General features: G+C 69.3%; 15 protein-coding genes. 9 read left to right on the top strand and 6 right to left on the bottom strand.

Annotated elements, in window-relative coordinates; translation table 11 throughout:
• Nucleotides 1–11: 11 nt before the first annotated feature.
• From gyrB to dnaA, 6 genes are all read right to left on the bottom strand, one after another.
• A complete protein-coding gene (gene gyrB, locus ABEB00_RS11620) occupies nt 12–2,072 on the bottom strand; it encodes a DNA topoisomerase (ATP-hydrolyzing) subunit B (RefSeq protein WP_345619278.1) in 2,061 nt (686 codons plus the stop codon).
• A 465-nt stretch (nt 2,073–2,537) separates the two neighbouring features.
• Nucleotides 2,538–3,137, bottom strand: coding sequence for a DciA family protein (locus ABEB00_RS11615; protein ID WP_345619276.1), 600 nt, complete (start codon nt 3,135–3,137; stop codon nt 2,538–2,540).
• Nucleotides 3,134–4,255: a DNA replication/repair protein RecF gene (gene recF, locus ABEB00_RS11610; RefSeq protein WP_345619275.1), complete on the bottom strand. Its 1,122-nt coding sequence runs from the start codon at nt 4,253–4,255 to the stop codon at nt 3,134–3,136. The genes ABEB00_RS11615 and recF overlap by 4 nt, the downstream gene beginning before the upstream one ends.
• Nucleotides 4,256–4,289: 34 nt before the next feature.
• Complete coding sequence (gene gnd, locus ABEB00_RS11605) at nt 4,290–5,165, bottom strand: phosphogluconate dehydrogenase (NAD(+)-dependent, decarboxylating) (RefSeq protein WP_345619274.1); 876 nt, start codon at nt 5,163–5,165, stop codon at nt 4,290–4,292.
• Between the two features lie 211 nt (nt 5,166–5,376).
• Nucleotides 5,377–6,507, bottom strand: a complete 1,131-nt coding sequence (gene dnaN / locus ABEB00_RS11600; protein ID WP_345619668.1) for a DNA polymerase III subunit beta — start codon at nt 6,505–6,507, stop codon at nt 5,377–5,379.
• A gap of 1,022 nt (nt 6,508–7,529) precedes the next feature.
• Nucleotides 7,530–9,473: a chromosomal replication initiator protein DnaA gene (dnaA, locus tag ABEB00_RS11595; RefSeq protein ID WP_345619273.1), complete on the bottom strand. Its 1,944-nt coding sequence runs from the start codon at nt 9,471–9,473 to the stop codon at nt 7,530–7,532.
• Nucleotides 9,474–9,871: 398 nt separating this feature from the next.
• Here dnaA and rpmH point away from each other — a divergent pair, with 398 nt between their 5' ends.
• From rpmH to ABEB00_RS11550, 9 genes are all read left to right on the top strand, one after another.
• The gene (gene rpmH, locus ABEB00_RS11590; RefSeq protein WP_003975051.1) at nt 9,872–10,009 is read left to right on the top strand and encodes a 50S ribosomal protein L34; all 138 of its coding nucleotides are present in this window, start codon (nt 9,872–9,874) and stop codon (nt 10,007–10,009) included.
• Nucleotides 10,010–10,030: 21 nt separating this feature from the next.
• Nucleotides 10,031–10,402: a ribonuclease P protein component gene (rnpA, locus tag ABEB00_RS11585; RefSeq protein ID WP_345619271.1), complete on the top strand. Its 372-nt coding sequence runs from the start codon at nt 10,031–10,033 to the stop codon at nt 10,400–10,402.
• Nucleotides 10,399–10,773 carry a membrane protein insertion efficiency factor YidD gene (gene yidD, locus ABEB00_RS11580; protein ID WP_345619270.1) on the top strand — a complete coding sequence of 125 codons (375 nt, stop codon included), beginning with the start codon at nt 10,399–10,401 and terminating at the stop codon, nt 10,771–10,773. Before rnpA ends, yidD begins: the two co-directional genes overlap by 4 nt.
• A 3-nt stretch (nt 10,774–10,776) precedes the next feature.
• Nucleotides 10,777–12,081 (top strand): membrane protein insertase YidC, encoded by a 1,305-nt coding sequence (gene yidC, locus ABEB00_RS11575; protein ID WP_345619269.1) that lies wholly within the window; start codon nt 10,777–10,779, stop codon nt 12,079–12,081.
• Between the two features lie 15 nt (nt 12,082–12,096).
• Nucleotides 12,097–12,609 (top strand): Jag family protein, encoded by a 513-nt coding sequence (locus tag ABEB00_RS11570; RefSeq protein WP_345619268.1) that lies wholly within the window; start codon nt 12,097–12,099, stop codon nt 12,607–12,609.
• 127 nt (nt 12,610–12,736) lie between these two features.
• A complete protein-coding gene (gene rsmG / locus ABEB00_RS11565) occupies nt 12,737–13,456 on the top strand; it encodes a 16S rRNA (guanine(527)-N(7))-methyltransferase RsmG (protein WP_345619267.1) in 720 nt (239 codons plus the stop codon).
• A gap of 315 nt (nt 13,457–13,771) precedes the next feature.
• Complete coding sequence (locus ABEB00_RS11560) at nt 13,772–14,845, top strand: AAA family ATPase (RefSeq protein ID WP_345619266.1); 1,074 nt, start codon at nt 13,772–13,774, stop codon at nt 14,843–14,845.
• Entirely contained in the window at nt 14,842–15,939 is a 1,098-nt protein-coding gene (locus tag ABEB00_RS11555) for a ParB/RepB/Spo0J family partition protein (protein WP_345619265.1), read from the top strand. Before ABEB00_RS11560 ends, ABEB00_RS11555 begins: the two co-directional genes overlap by 4 nt.
• A 177-nt stretch (nt 15,940–16,116) precedes the next feature.
• Nucleotides 16,117–16,734: a GNAT family N-acetyltransferase gene (locus tag ABEB00_RS11550; RefSeq protein WP_345619263.1), complete on the top strand. Its 618-nt coding sequence runs from the start codon at nt 16,117–16,119 to the stop codon at nt 16,732–16,734.
• Nucleotides 16,735–16,771: the final 37 nt, after the last annotated feature.

Here is a 16,771-nt window from a genome sequence, read left to right as displayed (position 1 = left end):
CGGAGACCGACTCAGATGTCGAGGAAGCGGACGTCCTTGGCGTTGCGCTGGATGAACTGGCGGCGCGCCTCCACGTCCTCGCCCATGAGGACCGAGAACAGGTCGTCGGCCTGGGCGGCGTCGTCGAGCGTGACCTGGCCGAGGACGCGGTGCTCCTGGTCCATGGTCGTGATGCGCAGTTCCTCGGCGTTCATCTCGCCGAGACCCTTGAAGCGCTGCACCGAGTCTTCCCTGATGCGCTTGCCGGCCTGCCGGCCCATGCCGATCAGCGCGTCGCGCTCACGGTCGGAGTAGGCGTACTCGAAGTCGTCCCGGCCCCACTTGATCTTGTAGAGCGGGGGGCGGGAGAGGTACACGTGCCCGGCCTCGACCAGCGGCCGCATGAAGCGGAACAGGAAGGTCAGCAGCAGGGTGTTGATGTGCTGGCCGTCGACGTCGGCGTCCGCCATCAGGATGATCTTGTGATAGCGGAGCTTCTCGATGTCGAAGTCCTCGTGCACGCCGGTGCCGAACGCGGAGATCATCGCCTGGATCTCCTGGTTCTGCAGAATCCGGTCGATGCGTGCCTTCTCGACGTTGAGGATCTTGCCGCGGATCGGGAGGATCGCCTGGTACTGCGGGTTCCGGCCGGACTTGGCGGAACCGCCGGCGGAGTCGCCCTCGACGATGAAGATCTCGCACTTGACGGGGTCGTTCGACTGGCAGTCGGAGAGCTTGCCCGGCAGCGACGCCGACTCCAGCAGACCCTTGCGGCGGGTCAGGTCGCGGGCCTTGCGGGCCGCCACCCGCGCGGTGGCCGCCTGGATGCCCTTGCGGATGATGTCCGCGGCCTCGTTGGGGTTGCGGTCCAGCCAGTCGGCCAGGTGCTCGTAGACCACCTTCTGGACGAAGGTCTTCACCTCGGTGTTGCCCAGCTTGGTCTTGGTCTGGCCCTCGAACTGGGGCTCGCCCAGCTTGACCGAGATGATCGCGGTCAGACCCTCGCGGATGTCGTCACCCGTGAGGTTGTCGTCCTTCTCCCGCAACAGCCGCTTGTCCCGCGCGTACTTGTTGATCAGTGAGGTCAGGGCCGCGCGGAAGCCCTCCTCGTGGGTGCCGCCCTCGTGCGTGTGGATGATGTTGGCGAACGAGTACACGCCCTCGGTGTAGCCGCCGTTCCACTGCATGGCGACCTCCAGGGAGAGGTGCCGGTCGCGGTCCTCGGCCTCCAGGTCGATCGCGGTCGGGTGCACCACTTCGCCCTTGCGGGAGTTGAGGTACTTCACGAAGTCGACGATGCCGCCCTCGTAGTGGTACGAGACGAACTTGACCTCGTGCTTCTCGTCCTCGCCCGCCTCGTCCGCACCGGCGGTGGCCTTCGCCGACTCCCGCTCGTCGGTGAGGTTGATCCGCAGGCCCTTGTTGAGGAACGCCATCTCCTGGAAGCGCCGGGAGAGCGTCTCGAAGGAGTAGTCGGTGGTCTCGAAGATGTCGCCGTCGGCCCAGAAGGTGACCGTCGTGCCGGTCTCGTCGGTGGTCTCGTGCTGGGCGAGCGGCGCGGTGGGGACGCCCAGCCGGTACTCCTGCGTCCAGCGGTGGCCGTCGGTCCTGATCTCGACGGCGACCTTCTTGGACAGGGCGTTGACGACGGAGACGCCCACGCCGTGCAGACCGCCGGAGACCGCGTAGCCGCCGCCGCCGAACTTGCCGCCCGCGTGCAGCACGGTCAGCACGACCTCGACGGCGGGCTTGCCCTCGGAGGGGACGATGCCCACCGGGATGCCGCGGCCGTTGTCGACGACGCGTACGCCGCCGTCGGCCAGGATCGTGACGTCGATGGTGTCCGCGTGGCCGGCCAGCGCCTCGTCGACGGAGTTGTCGACGACCTCCTGCACGAGGTGGTGCAGTCCACGCTCACCGGTCGAACCGATGTACATGCCGGGTCGCTTGCGGACCGCGTCCAGACCCTCGAGCACAGTGATGGCACTGGCGTCGTACGAGGAGGCTGGCTCGCCGTTCGAGGTGCTCACCGCGGAGTGCACGCCGGTGTCGGTGGACGGGATGTTCTCGTTGGGGTTGCCGGAATCGGCCACGAAGCGCCCTTTCTGGCACAGCACGAGCCAAGCTCGTCGGCGGGTTGCCGGAGCGGCTGCGGCATGTTGCGTTGGTAAGCCTTGATCAGCGTTGCTCAGCGTTTCCCGGGCGGTCCCCACGAGTGGGGCGGGATTGCTCTCCAGTCTACCGGTAGCACTGACACTGATGGGGGTTTGCCGGTACCTGAGTCCGCATGTGCCGCCCTGAACCATCCGCTCCCGACTCCCGATATACGGAAGGGGGCCCCAAGAGGCTCACGGAGGCACTCAGCGCTTCCAGTCGTCAACCCTTGGCTACTTAGGAGTCAGCACGCGATTCGCCATTGTGTGCGGTGGTACGACGAGCAGGGCGCCGACGGTCCGGAATGGCCGTCGACGCCCTGAGTTGTGATGTCAGTCACTCTTGATGCGGAGGGTGCCAGAGGAGTGCTCCCGGGCCCATCCGGCAGTCCCCGCGGGGGTGTCTCAGCCGTACGTGTCACCGGGGCCGGTGCTGCCGTGGGCGCGCAACGGGCCGTAGCGGCGGGGGGCTCCACCGGGTCCCTGCACCTTGAGCAGGCGCACCGAGCCGTGGCCGAGATCCTCGTTGATACGGGCGACGAGGGTCGGGGCGAGCAGGCGCAGATTGGTCGCCCAGGCCGTGGAGTCACAGCGCACGGAGAGCACCCGCTCGTCCTCGTCGTACCGCTCCGGCACACAGTGCTTGGCGATGTCCTCGCCCACGATCTGCGGCCAGCGCCCCATCACCCCGCCCACCGCGGCCGGCGTCTCCCAGCCCCGCTCGGTGATCAGCCGGTTGATGGCCGGACCGAGCGCCATCGGGTCGCGCCCGTCGGCGTGCGCGCCGGAGCGCAGTCCGCCACGCCGCGCCTGCTTCTTCTGCTGCGCCTGTTCCCCACGCGCGCGTGCCGCTTCCTTCGCCGCCCGCAGCGCCACGCGTGCGAGGTCGACACCGGAGGGCCCGGGGGCCGGTCGGGGTGCGGCGGCCGGCTCGGCCGCGGGGGCGGTGGCCGGCTTCGGGGCGGGGGCCGCAGCCGGCTCCGGGGCGGACTCGTCGGCGCTCATACCCGCCGCACCGACCCGTCGGCCACCGTGAACCGCGCACCCGCCAGCACCCGCGGTACGTCGTCCTCCACGGCGGCGGTCACCAGCACCTGCTCGCCGGGCGCGACCAGTTCGGCGAGCCGCTCCCGGCGGCGCGCGTCCAGCTCGGCGAAGACGTCGTCCAGGACCAGCACCGGCTCATTGCCCTCGGCGCGCAGCAGGTCGTACGAGGCCAGGCGCAGCGCCAGCGCGTAGGACCAGGACTCCCCGTGCGAGGCGTATCCCTTGGCGGGCAGTTCGCCGAGTTTGAGCAGCAGGTCGTCGCGGTGCGGGCCGACCAGGGTGACGCCCCGCTCGATCTCCTGCTTGCGGGCCTCGGTGAGCGCGGCCGTCACCTGCTCGTAGAGGTCCTCCCGGGTGTGCGCCTCGCCGGGCGCCGAGGGCCGGTACTCCAGGGCGAGGGGGCCGCCGCCGGGGGCGAGCTGGTCGTACGCCTTGTCGGCCAGCGGCTGGAGCGTGGCGATCAGGTCCAGGCGCTGGGCGAGCAGTTCGGCGCCCGCCCGGGCGAGGTGCTGGTCCCAGACGTCGAGGGTGGACAGGTCCAGGGTGCGTCCGCCGTGCCGGCGGGCCAGCGCGGCCGACTTCAGCAGGGTGTTGCGCTGCTTGAGGACGCGGTCGTAGTCGGCGCGCACGCCGGCCATGCGCGGGGAGCGCGCGGTGATCAGCTCGTCGAGGAAGCGGCGCCGCTCCCCGGGGTCGCCCTTGACCAGGGCGAGGTCCTCGGGCGCGAAGAGGACGGTGCGCACTATGCCGACCACGTCCCTCGGCCTGACCTGAGAGGAACGGTTGATGCGGGCGCGGTTGGCCCGGCCGGGGTTCAGCTCCAGCTCGATGAGCTGCTGCCGCTCACCCTGCTTGACCTGCGCGCGGATCACCGCGCGGTCGGCGCCCATCCGGACCAAGGGGGCGTCGGAGGAGACACGGTGGCTGCCGAGGGTGGCGAGGTAGCCGACGGCCTCGACGAGGTTGGTCTTGCCCTGTCCGTTGGGGCCGACGAAGGCGGTGACGCCCGGGTCCAGCGGAACCTCGACCCGGGCGTACGAGCGGAAGTCGGCCAGCGACAGATGCGTGACGTGCATGATCGTTCGCCGACCTCCTGTCCTCGGGTGCTGCTTACTTCTTCTCCACCGCGTGGCCGCCGAACTGGTTGCGCAGCGCGGCGATCATCTTCATCTGCGGCGAGTCCTCCTGGCGGGAGGCGAACCGCGCGAACAGCGACGCGGTGATCGCCGGCAGCGGCACCGCGTTGTCGATCGCGGCCTCCACCGTCCAGCGTCCCTCACCGGAGTCCTGCGCGAAGCCGCGGAGCTTGTCCAGGTGCTCGTCCTCGTCGAGGGCGTTGACGGCCAGGTCGAGCAGCCAGGAGCGGATGACCGTGCCCTCCTGCCAGGAGCGGAAGACGTCCCGGACGTCGGTCACGGAGTCGACCTTCTCCAGCAGCTCCCAGCCCTCGGCGTAGGCCTGCATCATGGCGTACTCGATGCCGTTGTGGACCATCTTCGCGAAGTGGCCCGCGCCGACCTTGCCGGCGTGCACCGAGCCGAAGTCACCCGCCGGCTTGAGCGCGTCGAAGACCGGCTGCACCTTGGCGACGTGCTCGGCGTCGCCGCCGTACATCAGCGCGTAGCCGTTCTCCAGGCCCCAGACGCCGCCGGAGACGCCGCAGTCGACGAAGCCTATGCCCTTGGCCGCCAGCTCACCGGCGTGCTTCTCGTCGTCCGTCCAGCGGCTGTTGCCGCCGTCCACGACGACGTCGCCCGGCTCCAGGAGCCCGGCCAGCTCGTCGACGGTCGACTGGGTGGCCGCGCCGGCCGGGACCATCACCCAGACCACGCGCGGACCCTCGAGCTTGCCCACCAGCTCTTCGAGGCTGTGGACGTCGGCGAGGTCCGGGTTGCGGTCGAATCCGACGACGGTGTGGCCCGCGCGGCGGATCCGCTCGCGCATGTTGCCGCCCATTTTGCCGAGGCCGACGAGACCGAGCTGCATCAGTTGCGTTCCTTAGGTAGCTGTGGCGTGTGAGGCGCTTGCGCGCCGACGCCCGAGCCTAAACCCGGACGGTCACGCACAACTGTGGGCACCGGCGCTCATCTGCCGTCCCCACCTGCGGCTCCGCCTGTGGACGGGGGCCGGTGGCCCCCGCTCCGCCTCGACCCGGCCGCGCGGTCTCAAGCATCCAGGCGTTCAGCCGCTCAGTCGCTCAGCCGCTCAGGCGGACCGGCATGATCAGGTACTTGTACGCCTCGTCCGCCTCGGCGTCCACCGCCGGCCTGCCGCTGAGCAGCGCGGGCTTGGTGGAGGTCGTGAAGGAGAGCTGGGCCACCGGGGAGTCGATGGCGCTCAGGCCGTCCAGCAGGAAGGTCGGGTTGAAGGCGATCGAGATGTCGTCGCCGTCGAGCTGGGCGTCGACCCGCTCCACAGCCTGTGCGTCGTCGCTGGAGCCGGCCTCCAGGATGAGCACACCCTGCTCGAAGCTGAGCCGCACCGGGGTGTTGCGCTCGGCGACCAGGGCCACGCGCTTGACGGCCTCCACGAAGGGGGCGGTCTCGATCACGGCGACGCTGTTGAACTCGGTCGGGAAGAGCGTCTTGTACTTCGGGAGGTCGCCCTCCAGGAGCCGGGTGGTGGTCCGGCGTCCGGCGCCCTCGAAACCGATCAGGCCCTCGCCCGCGCCGGAGCCCGACAGCGCCAGGATCACCTGGTCGCCGCTGGTCAGCGCCTTGGCGGTGTCCAGGAGCGTCTTGGCGGGCACCAGGGCGACCGCGGACGCCTCCGGGTCCTCCGGCTTCCACAGGAACTCACGGACCGCGAAGCGGTAGCGGTCGGTGGAGGCGAGGGTGACGCGGTCGCCCTCGATCTCGATGCGCACACCGGTGAGGACGGGCAGCGTGTCGTCGCGGCCGGCGGCGATGGCGACCTGGGAGGCGGCGGAGGCGAAGACCTCACCGGGCACCGTGCCGGTCGCGGTCGGCATCTGCGGCAGGGCCGGGTACTCCTCCACCGGCAGGGTGTGGAGGGTGAACCGCGAGGAGCCGCAGACCACGGTCGCCCGTACACCGTCTGTGGAAATCTCCACCGGCCGGTTGGGGAGGGCCCGGCAGATGTCGGCGAGCAGCCGGCCGGAGACGAGCACCGTGCCGTCCTCCTCCGTCTCCGCGTCGACCGACACGCGTGCCGAGACCTCGTAGTCGAAGCTGGACAGGCTCAACTGCCCTTCCTCGGCCTTCAGCAGCAGGCCCGCGAGGACCGGTGCCGGCGGACGGGCCGGGAGGCTGCGTGCCGCCCAGGCCACGGCCTCCGCGAGTACGTCGCGTTCCACCCGGATCTTCACTGTTGCCGCCTCCTGCTGTTGCCGGCGCTTCTCGCCCTGCTTCGCCTTCGTCGTCTGACCCGGTGTCGCCGAACCCTGTGAGGGGCAGGACACCGGGGACCAGTCTGACGCACCGCACTGACAGTAGGTGCCCATCGGGCGCAAGTCGTGCCGAGGGGCGGTCGGGCTCGAGAGGGCGAGTTGTGCACAGGTCCCGCTTCGAAACGGATTCCGCACTCTCTCTAGTCGCTAGTAGTAGTAGGGCCTGTGGATACGGTGGATAACCCTGTTTCCGCAGGTCAGACCGGAAATTTTGTCCACGGGGCCTGTGGGTGGAGCCGGTGGAAAACCGGCCCTGACTGTGGAGAACAGAAAGTTCTGCACACCCCGTGCACAGGGAGAGGCGACTTCTCCCCAGCGCCGTCCCCAGGTTTACCCGTCTTTCCCACAGGCCAACCCGGCACCTTGGTGTGACGCCTTTCACTCGACGCGGTGACGAGGCGCGTCAGGTTGCCGAACAGTGGACAGCCATGTGGAGAAGCCCTCGATCGCTGGGGACAACCGGGGCTGACCTGTGGGTTGCCCGTGGACAACTTCGTGCACAGGCTGTGGACCGAGAGTTTGTCCACAGCCTGTGGAGATCTTTTGTCCACCAATCCACAGGCAGGTGACCTGCCCTGATGGTTCCTCACCGGCCCGCCCTGTGGACAAGATCGGGACAACTTCCCTGTCCCCATGGTGTGGACGGAAAAAAGTCACCGAATCTGTGGAGGGAGACCGTAACCCGGCACTTATTCGAACAGCGGACGGCCTCCCGCGGGAGCCGGCCCGACGCGGGACGGGCGGGAGAGCGGGCCGGAGGACGGGCCGGAGGACGGGCCGGAGGACGGTGCGGGAAGGCCCGGGAAGGTCCGGGAACGACGAGAAGCGCCCTCCGGATCTCCTCCGGAGGGCGCTCGGCACGTCGTACGTCGGCCTGCGGGACCGGCTCTCAGCCGTCCTCAGTAGCCGTCCTCAGCGGTCCTCAGCGTTCCCAGGCGCTCTCAGCCGTTCTTGATGCGGTTCGTCAGCTCGGTGACCTGGTTGTAGATGGAGCGGCGCTCGGCCATCAGATTGCGGATCTTGCGGTCGGCGTGCATCACCGTGGTGTGGTCCCGGCCGCCGAACAGCGCGCCGATCTTCGGCAGCGAGAGGTCCGTCAGCTCACGGCAGAGGTACATGGCGATCTGGCGGGCCGTCACCAGCGCCCGTCCGCGCGAGGTGCCGCACAGGTCCTCGACGGTCAGGCCGAAGTAGTCGGCGGTCGCGCTCATGATGGCCGTGGAGGTGATCTCGGGGGCGGAGTCCTCGCCGCCCGGGATCAGGTCCTTCAGGACGACCTCCGTCAGCCCCAGGTCGACCGGCTGCCGGTTGAGCGACGCGAACGCCGTCACCCGGATCAGCGCGCCCTCCAGCTCGCGGATGTTGCGCGAGATCCGGGACGCGATGAACTCCAGGACCTCGGGCGGCGCGTTCAACTGCTCCTGCACGGCCTTCTTGCGCAGGATCGCGATCCGCGTCTCCAGCTCGGGCGGCTGGACGTCGGTGATCAGCCCCCACTCGAAGCGGTTGCGCAGCCGGTCCTCCAGCGTGACCAACTGCTTGGGCGGCCGGTCGCTGGAGAGCACGATCTGCTTGTTGGCGTTGTGCAGGGTGTTGAAGGTGTGGAAGAACTCCTCCTGCGTCGACTCCTTGTCCGCCAGGAACTGGATGTCGTCGACCAGCAGGATGTCCATCTCCCGGTACCGCTTGCGGAAGCTGTCGCCCTTGCCGTCGCGGATGGAGTTGATGAACTCGTTGGTGAACTCCTCCGAGCTGACGTACCGCACCCGCGTGCCGGGGTACAGGCTGCGCGCGTAGTGCCCGATCGCGTGCAGCAGGTGCGTCTTGCCGAGTCCCGACTCCCCGTAGATGAACAGCGGGTTGTACGCCTTCGCCGGCGCCTCGGCGACCGCGACCGCCGCGGCGTGCGCGAAGCGGTTGGAGGCGCCGATGACGAAGGTGTCGAAGAGGTACTTCGGGTTCAGGCGGGCGGTCGGCTCGCCCGGTTTGGAGGCCGGCGCGGGCTGCGCGGCCAGCGGGCCGGGCGCGCCGGTGGCGGGACCCGGACCGACCGGACCGCCGCGGTGGACGTGCCCGGAGCCGGACGGCGGCTCCGGCAGCTCCCGCCGGCCGCCGCGCTGGTCGTAGTCGCCGCGCGCCTGCTCGTAGTCGGGGCGCTGGCCGTCGTAGGGCTTGCGCTCGGGGTCGTAGGGCTTGCGCTCGGACTCGTACGCGGAGCGCTCGGGCGGCTTCGGACGGTAGTCCTGCTGGTAGCCGTCCTGCTTGTACGGGTCCTGCGGGTAGGGACTCTGCTGGTAGCCGTCCTGGCCGTAGCCGTCCTGGCCGGGCGGGCCGTACGGGTCCTGCGACGGCGAGGCGTACGGGTCCCGCTCGGGAAAGCCGAGGCGCTGCTGCTGCCAGCCGTAGTCGTCCTGCTGCGGGCGCGGCCAGGAGCCGGGCTCGGGGCGCTGGTACTCCGACGGATAGGCGGGGCGGGCCGTGGGCATCTGGTCGCCGCGGTGGCGGCCGTAGCCCTCGTAGTCGTCGCGGCCGCCCTGCTGGCCCCCGGGCGGCGGCTCGGACTCCTCGTAGCGCGACTGGGGCCGGACCGGCGGGGCCGGCGGTTCGTTCGCCGAGTCGTCCACGGTGATCGCGATGCGGATCGGGCGCCCGCACTCCCGGCTCAGCGTCTCGCTGACGACCGGCGCGAGACGGCCCTCCAGTACGCCCTTCGCGAATTCGTTCGGTACGGCGAGCAGGGCGGTGTCGGCGACGAGGGCCAGCGGCTGGCAGCGCCGGATCCAGTGCTCGTCCTTCGACTCGACCCCCTGGCCGCGGCCCTCCCCGAGGAGCTGTTCCAGTACGCGTGGCCACACTGCGGCAAGATCGGCAGGTACGTCAGCCACAGGGCACGCTCTCTCATGTGTCCCCCGAAGGTGTGATCCGGGGACTGGTCGGGGTGAAACTCGGGTGGGGCGGGGGCGGCGGAACGGACCGGCCGGGGCCAAGGGAACGAATCGGAGTCCCGCCAAGGTAGTCAGCGTGAGCGGTAGGGTTCAAGTCGTTGTCCCCAGCCTGTGGACAAGTGTCTCCCGGCGGTCGTTGGTTTGACCGAATGGCGCAGCCGCGCGTACCGTAACCAGGTCGAGTTGTCGATGGCTGCTGCCGCCTGCCTCCGATGGGCACAGATCGCGTCAGGTGATCGGACAGCGGTGCACACGGGCGTAACGCGAGCTACTCGTGGGCGCACGGTGACAGCCGAGACGGCACCCCGCCACCACCGATTTCTTTCTGGAGCCCCCGAGTGAGCAAGCGCACCTTCCAGCCGAACAACCGTCGTCGCGCGAAGACCCACGGCTTCCGGCTGCGTATGCGGACCCGCGCCGGTCGCGCGATTCTCGCGACCCGCCGTAGCAAGGGTCGCGCCCGTCTGTCCGCCTGATCCCGGTCAGGTCATGACATCGTGCTGCCCACCGAAAAGCGGCTGAGGCGGCGCGAGGACTTCGCGACCGCGGTACGACGGGGGCGCCGGGCAGGACGCCCGTCCCTCGTCGTCCATTTTCACAGCGGTGCCATGGACCCGCACGCGCCTGGGGAGAGCGCTCCCCCGACGCGTGCGGGTTTCGTCGTCAGCAAAGCCGTGGGCGGTGCGGTCGTGCGGAACAAGGTGAAGCGCAGGCTTCGCCATCTGATGCGCGACCGGGTCGACCGGTTTCCCCCCGGTAGCCTGGTAGTCGTACGAGCGCTGCCCGACGCGGGTGACGCCGACCATGCACGACTGGCCCAAGACCTGGACGCCGCCCTGCAGCGGCTACTGGGAGGGGGCGCGCGATGAAGTACCCGCTACTGGCTTTCATCAAGCTGTACCAGTGGACGATCAGTCCGCTGCTCGGGCCGGTCTGCAAGTACTACCCGTCGTGTTCCCACTACGGCTTCACGGCCATCGACCGGCACGGTGCCCTCAAAGGCACGGTACTCACCGCCTGGCGCATCCTGCGGTGCAATCCGTGGTCGCCGGGCGGGGTGGACCACGTTCCGCCGCGCAAGCGTCCACGGTGGCACGAGCTGCTGCGGGGCGTCGGGCGGGCACGCAAGGGCGGGCCCTCCGCCGCCGAACCGGCCACCGGGGTACGGACCGCTCCCACGGATCGGTCCAGCCCCCCGGGCCCGGCCGCAGAGACCCAGTCCCATGCCCAAGGAGCATGATTAGTGGACACGATTGCCAGCCTCTTCAGCTTCATCACGACACCTGTCTCCTGGGTCATCGTCCAGTTCCACAGCGTGTACGGAGCCCTCTTCGGCCCGGACACGGGATGGGCCTGGGGCCTGTCCATCGTGTCCCTGGTGGTACTGATCCGCATCTGCCTGATCCCGCTCTTCGTGAAGCAGATCAAGGCGACCCGCGCGATGCAGACGCTCCAGCCGGAGATGAAGAAGATCCAGGAGCGCTACAAGAACGACAAGCAGCGCCAGTCCGAAGAGATGATGAAGCTGTACAAGGAGACGGGTACCAACCCGCTCTCCTCGTGCCTTCCCATCCTGGCGCAGTCTCCGTTCTTCTTCGCCCTCTACCACGTGCTCGACGGCATCGCCTCCGGCAAGACCATCGGCGTGATCAACGAGCGTCTGCTGGAGAGCGCGCAGAACGCGCACATCATCGGTGCGCCGCTCGCGGCGAAGTTCACCGACGGGGCCTCGAAGGTGGAGGCGCTCGGAGCCTCCCTCACCGACGTCCGGGTCGTCACCGCCATCATGATCGTGATGATGTCGGCGTCGCAGTTCTTCACCCAGCGCCAGCTCATGACGAAGAACGTCGACACCACGGTGAAGACGCCGTTCATGCAGCAGCAGAAGATGCTGATGTACGTCTTCCCGGTCATGTTCGCCGTCTTCGGCATCAACTTCCCGGTCGGTGTCCTCGTCTACTGGCTGACCACCAACGTGTGGACCATGGGCCAGCAGATGTTCGTCATCCGCAACAACCCGACCCCGGGTTCCAAGGCCCAGTCGGCCTACCTGGAGCGCCTGCACAAGCACGTCGCGACCTCCGGCAGGCCCCCGCGCCGCGGTGAGCGGGCCATCATCAAGGCCATCGTCGCCAAGGGCCGGGACCGCAACGAGTCCGAGCGCAAGTTCATCAACGGCCTGAGCAAGGCCGGCCTGACGGCTCAGGCGGACGGCAGCGTGGTGAAGGGCGAGTCCGCGGTCGCCACCGAGACCGAGGACGGCACGCCCACGGTCACCACCCCCAAGCGGCAGCAGCCCAGGCGGCAGTCCAAGTCGCAGCGCCAGGGCGGCGCCAAGGCCGCCGGTGACACCGGGACCGACTCCGAGCCCGAGGCCGAGGTGCCGGCGAGGCCGTCGACGTCGCTGAGCAAGTCCGACGAGCCCCAGGACGCCAAGCCCGGCGTCGCCAAGAAGCCCGCGCAGAAGCCCGGCTCCGGTGGCCGCAGCAAGGCCCAGTCCGGTCAGCGCAAGGGCCCGCAGCGGCCCAAGTCCCCGTCGAAGAAGTAAGAAGGAGTCCATCCCGTGACGGAAGGCACCATCTCCGCCGCTGCCGAGGGCGCGGACACCCTGACCCGCCTGGAGCAGGAGGGCGAGATCGCGGCGGATTACCTGGAGGGTCTGCTCGACATCGCCGACCTCGACGGCGACATCGACATGGACGTCGAGGCCGACCGCGCCGCTGTCTCCATCATCGGCGACACGGACGGCCGCGACCTGCAGAAGCTGGTGGGCCGTGACGGCGAGGTCCTGGAGGCACTCCAGGAGCTGACCCGCCTGGCCGTGCACCGCGAGACCGGTGATCGCAGCCGCCTGATGCTCGACATCGACGGCTACCGCGCCCGCAAGCGCACCGAGCTCTCCGAGCTGGGGGCCAAGGCCGCCGCCGAGGCCAAGAGCAGTGGCGCGCCTGTGCGCCTGGACCCGATGACGCCGTTCGAGCGCAAGGTCGTGCACGACGCCGTCAAGACCGCCGGCCTGCGCAGCGAGTCGGAGGGCGAGGAGCCGCAGCGCTTCGTCGTCGTGCTGCCCGCCTGATCGGTCCCCGCGTCTCACCCGGCCCCGTCTGTTGCGCAGACGGGGCCGAATTTTGTCAGCCTGATAGTTCTGGTGGTTCCTGATGTCGGCGCCCGAGGTGCCGACGCGGTACGGAAGGACGGTCCCCGTGACGGAGGCAGCGGAGCTTCCCCCTGCGCCCGATCAAGCCCGCGAAGTGTTCGGAGATCGCTACGCGGACGCGGTCCGCTATGCGGAACTGCTGGCCGAGGCGGGTGTTCAGCGCGGTCTGATCGGGCCGCGCGAGGTGCCCCGCCTGTGGGAACGGCACCTGCTGAACTGTGCGGTGCTCTCCGAGGTCGTGCCGGCGGGTGTGACGGTCTGCGATGTCGGCTCGGGTGCCGGCCTGCCCGGTATCCCGCTGGCGCTCGTCCGCGAGGACCTGAAGATCACCCTGCTGGAGCCGCTCCTGCGGCGCACCAACTTCCTGACCGAGGTCGTGGAGCTGCTGGGCCTGGACCATGTGACCGTCGTGCGCGGCCGGGCCGAGGAGGTCATGGGCAAGCTCCCTCCGGTGCACGTGGTGACGGCCCGGGCCGTGGCGCCCCTGGACCGGCTGGCCACCTGGGGAGTCCCCCTGCTGCGTCCCTACGGGGAGATGCTCGCCCTCAAGGGCGACACGGCGGAGGAGGAGCTGAAGAGCGCGGCGACGGCGCTGAGCAAGCTGGGCGCCGTGCAGACGTCCATCCTGCACGTCGGCGAGGGCGTGGTGGACTCTCCCTCGACGGTCGTACGGGTCGAGGTCGGGGAGAGTCCCGGCGGGGTGCGCTTCGCGGCCAAGCGGGCGAAGGCGGCCCGCACCGGACGGACTCGCCGGCGTCGCGGATAGCCGGAGAGGGCTCATCCGTCCTGACGACGCGACGTACTCCACACATGCCTCCCCGCCTCTGCGTGCCGGAGTGTCGTGGCGGTTCGGCCTCAGGCGGTGTGCATCGTGTTTCACGTGAAACATCGCTCACTGCTGCACGGCATCATCAGTCGCGGTCGCGTCGCGGCCGAACCGCGCGACCGCAAGCCTCTCGGCTCTCTGGGCGGGAAAGCTTCCGCTGAGGAGACCCGGGCCCCCGCACGGGGTGCGGAGTTGTCCACAGAGGTGGATTTCTCCACAGAAGACCCGGCCTCACTGGTTCGCGACCCCGGAGGCATGGGAGGCTCTGTTCATAGCGAGCCTGAAGTCGAGGAGAGTGAATCCTTGCGGTCCGACGCCAACATCGCGGGACCGATGACCGATCCGGTCCCCGGTCCCCGTGCCGAGTCGTTCGGGGAGGATGTTTCACGTGAAACACCGCCTCCGATGGACGACACCCCGATCGGTCGTGCGGCCCAACTAGCGGTGGAGGCTCTGGGCCGGGCCGGCGAAGGTCTGCCCCGGCCCGAGCAGACCCGAGTCATCGTGGTCGCCAACCAGAAGGGCGGGGTGGGCAAGACGACGTCCACGGTCAACCTGGCCGCCTCCCTGGCGCTCCACGGCGGCCGCGTCCTGGTGGTCGACCTGGACCCCCAGGGCAACGCCTCCACCGCCCTGGGTATCGACCACCACGCCGATGTGCCCTCGATCTACGACGTGCTGATCGACAGCAAGCCTCTCTCGGAAGTCGTGCAGCCCGTCCCCGATGTGGAGGGCTTGTTCTGCGCCCCCGCCACGATCGATCTCGCCGGTGCGGAGATCGAGCTGGTGTCGCTGGTCGCTCGGGAGAGCCGGCTTGAGCGAGCGATCCAGGCGTACGAACAGCCACTGGACTACATCCTGATCGACTGTCCGCCCTCCCTCGGCCTGCTGACGGTGAACGCACTCGTCGCGGGTCAGGAGGTGCTGATCCCGATCCAGTGCGAGTACTACGCACTGGAGGGGCTGGGTCAGCTCCTGCGCAACGTCGACCTGGTGCGGGGGCACCTCAACCCCGTCCTGCACGTGTCGACCATCCTGCTCACCATGTACGACGGCCGGACGCGACTCGCGTCCCAGGTCGCCGACGAGGTGCGCACCCACTTCGGCGAGGAGGTGCTGCGGACGAGCATTCCTCGTTCCGTCCGCATCTCCGAGGCGCCGAGTTACGGGCAGACGGTGCTGACCTACGATCCAGGATCGAGTGGCGCCCTGTCCTACCTTGAGGCGGCACGAGAGATCGCACTGAGAGGCGCGGGCGTCAGCGATGACGGAACAGACGCGCCGACCGGTGCCCAGAGCGACCCGAGCATGGTGGAGGGGACCCAGTGAATGAGCGACGGAGGGGGTTGGGCCGAGGATTGGCCGCGCTGATCCCTCCTGCTTCCACGGAGAAGTCGGTGGCGCCTGCCGCCCTCGGGGGCACGGTTTCGCCGTCCGCCACGACGATTCCGGGACTGACGACAGACCGTGGTGTGGCCATGGCGAAGGTGACCACCCTGGCGCCTGTTTCACGTGAAACAGAGGAGCCGCCGGCTTCCGGTGGTTCGGAGCTGCCCGCTCCGGTGGGCGCGTACTTCGCCGAGATCCCGCTGGATTTCATCAAGCCGAACCCGCGGCAGCCGCGTGAGGTCTTCGACGACGACGCGCTGGCGGAGCTGGTGACCTCCATCAAGGAGGTCGGCCTTCTCCAGCCGATCGTGGTCCGGCAGGTGGAGGCCGAGCACTACGAGCTCATCATGGGCGAGCGGCGCTGGCGGGCCTGCCGTGAGGCGGGGCTGGAAGCGATCCCCGCCATCGTGCGGGACACCGAGGACGACCAGCTCCTGCTGGACGCGCTCCTGGAGAACCTGCACCGCGCTCAGCTCAACCCGCTGGAGGAGGCGGCCGCCTACGACCAGTTGCTGAAGGACTTCAACTGCACGCATGACCAACTGGCGGACCGTATCGGCCGGTCCCGCCCGCAGGTCTCCAACACCCTGCGCCTGTTGAAGCTCTCGTCCGCGGTCCAGAAGCGGGTCGCGGCCGGAGTGCTCTCCGCGGGCCACGCCCGGGCGCTGCTCTCCGTGGACGACTCGGAGGAGCAGGACCGACTGGCTCACCGGATCGTGGCTGAGGGTCTCTCGGTGCGTGCCGTCGAGGAGATCGTGACCCTGATGGGGTCCCGGCCGCAGAAGGCTCAGCGCTCCAAGGGGCCCCGGGCCGGTGGGCGGGTCTCCCCGGCTCTCTCCGACCTCGCCACGCGGCTCTCGGACCGCTTCGAGACCCGGGTCAAGGTCGACCTGGGACGGGAGAAGGGCAAGATCACCGTCGAGTTCGCCTCCATGGACGACCTGGGCCGCATCCTCGACACCCTCGCCCCCGGAGAGGGCCCCGTGCTGCAGAAGAGCATCGTGGAGGGTGACGCGGAGGAGACCGACTCCTGAGTCCTCCCGCTCGGAGCGGGCTGTGTCCGGTGTGTGCCGGAACACGGCCCGCTCTTTGCTTTCTGCCGGTATTCGAGGGAATCGCATCATGGATACGATGCGCACAGGTATGGCGTACTGGAGCGCTCTGAAAGCCGCCCGCGACGCGGCGGGCGGAGGAAGCGAGGAACAGCCTTCATGGGGCGTCGGCTCGTACCGCTCACGCTGGACAACCTTGAGGACCTCCCCCAGCGCTGTCGTTCGTGCGTCTTCTGGGAACTGGACCCGGTCAGCGGCGGGGCTGCGGTGAAGGCGGGTACCCCCGCCCTGGAGAAGGAAGCCTGGATCTCCGCGGTCCTGCTGGACTGGGGGTCCTGCGGCCGGGTCGTCTATGTCGACGACGTCCCGGTCGGCTTTGTGCTCTACGCCCCGCCGGCCTACGTGCCGCGGTCCACAGCGTTCTCCACGAGTCCCATCTCACCGGACGCGGTGCAGTTGACGACCGCGTTCATCGTGCCCGGCTATCAGGGACAGGGCCTGGGCCGCGTGATGGTCCAGACGGTCGCCAAGGATCTGCTGCGCCGCGGGTTCAAGGCGATCGAGGCGTTCGGGGACACGCGCTGGAGTGAACCGGCGTGTGTACTGCCGGCCGATCACCTGCTGGCGGTGGGCTTCAAGACGGTACGGCCGCACCCTCGGCATCCTCGCCTCCGGCTGGAGCTGCGGTCCACGCTGTCCTGGAAGGAAGACGTGGAGATGGCGCTCGACCGGCTGCTCGGCGCCGTGCAGAAGGAGCCGGCCCTCAGGCCGTTGTGAGAAACATGGGAGGGGCCGGCCCCGACGGGCTGGCCCC

It is taken from the genome of Streptomyces ziwulingensis (assembly GCF_039542605.1).
Lineage (GTDB): Bacteria > Actinomycetota > Actinomycetes > Streptomycetales > Streptomycetaceae > Streptomyces > Streptomyces ziwulingensis.
Note: the sequence above shows the minus strand (reverse complement) of the source record. Positions and strands in the feature narration are given on the sequence as shown.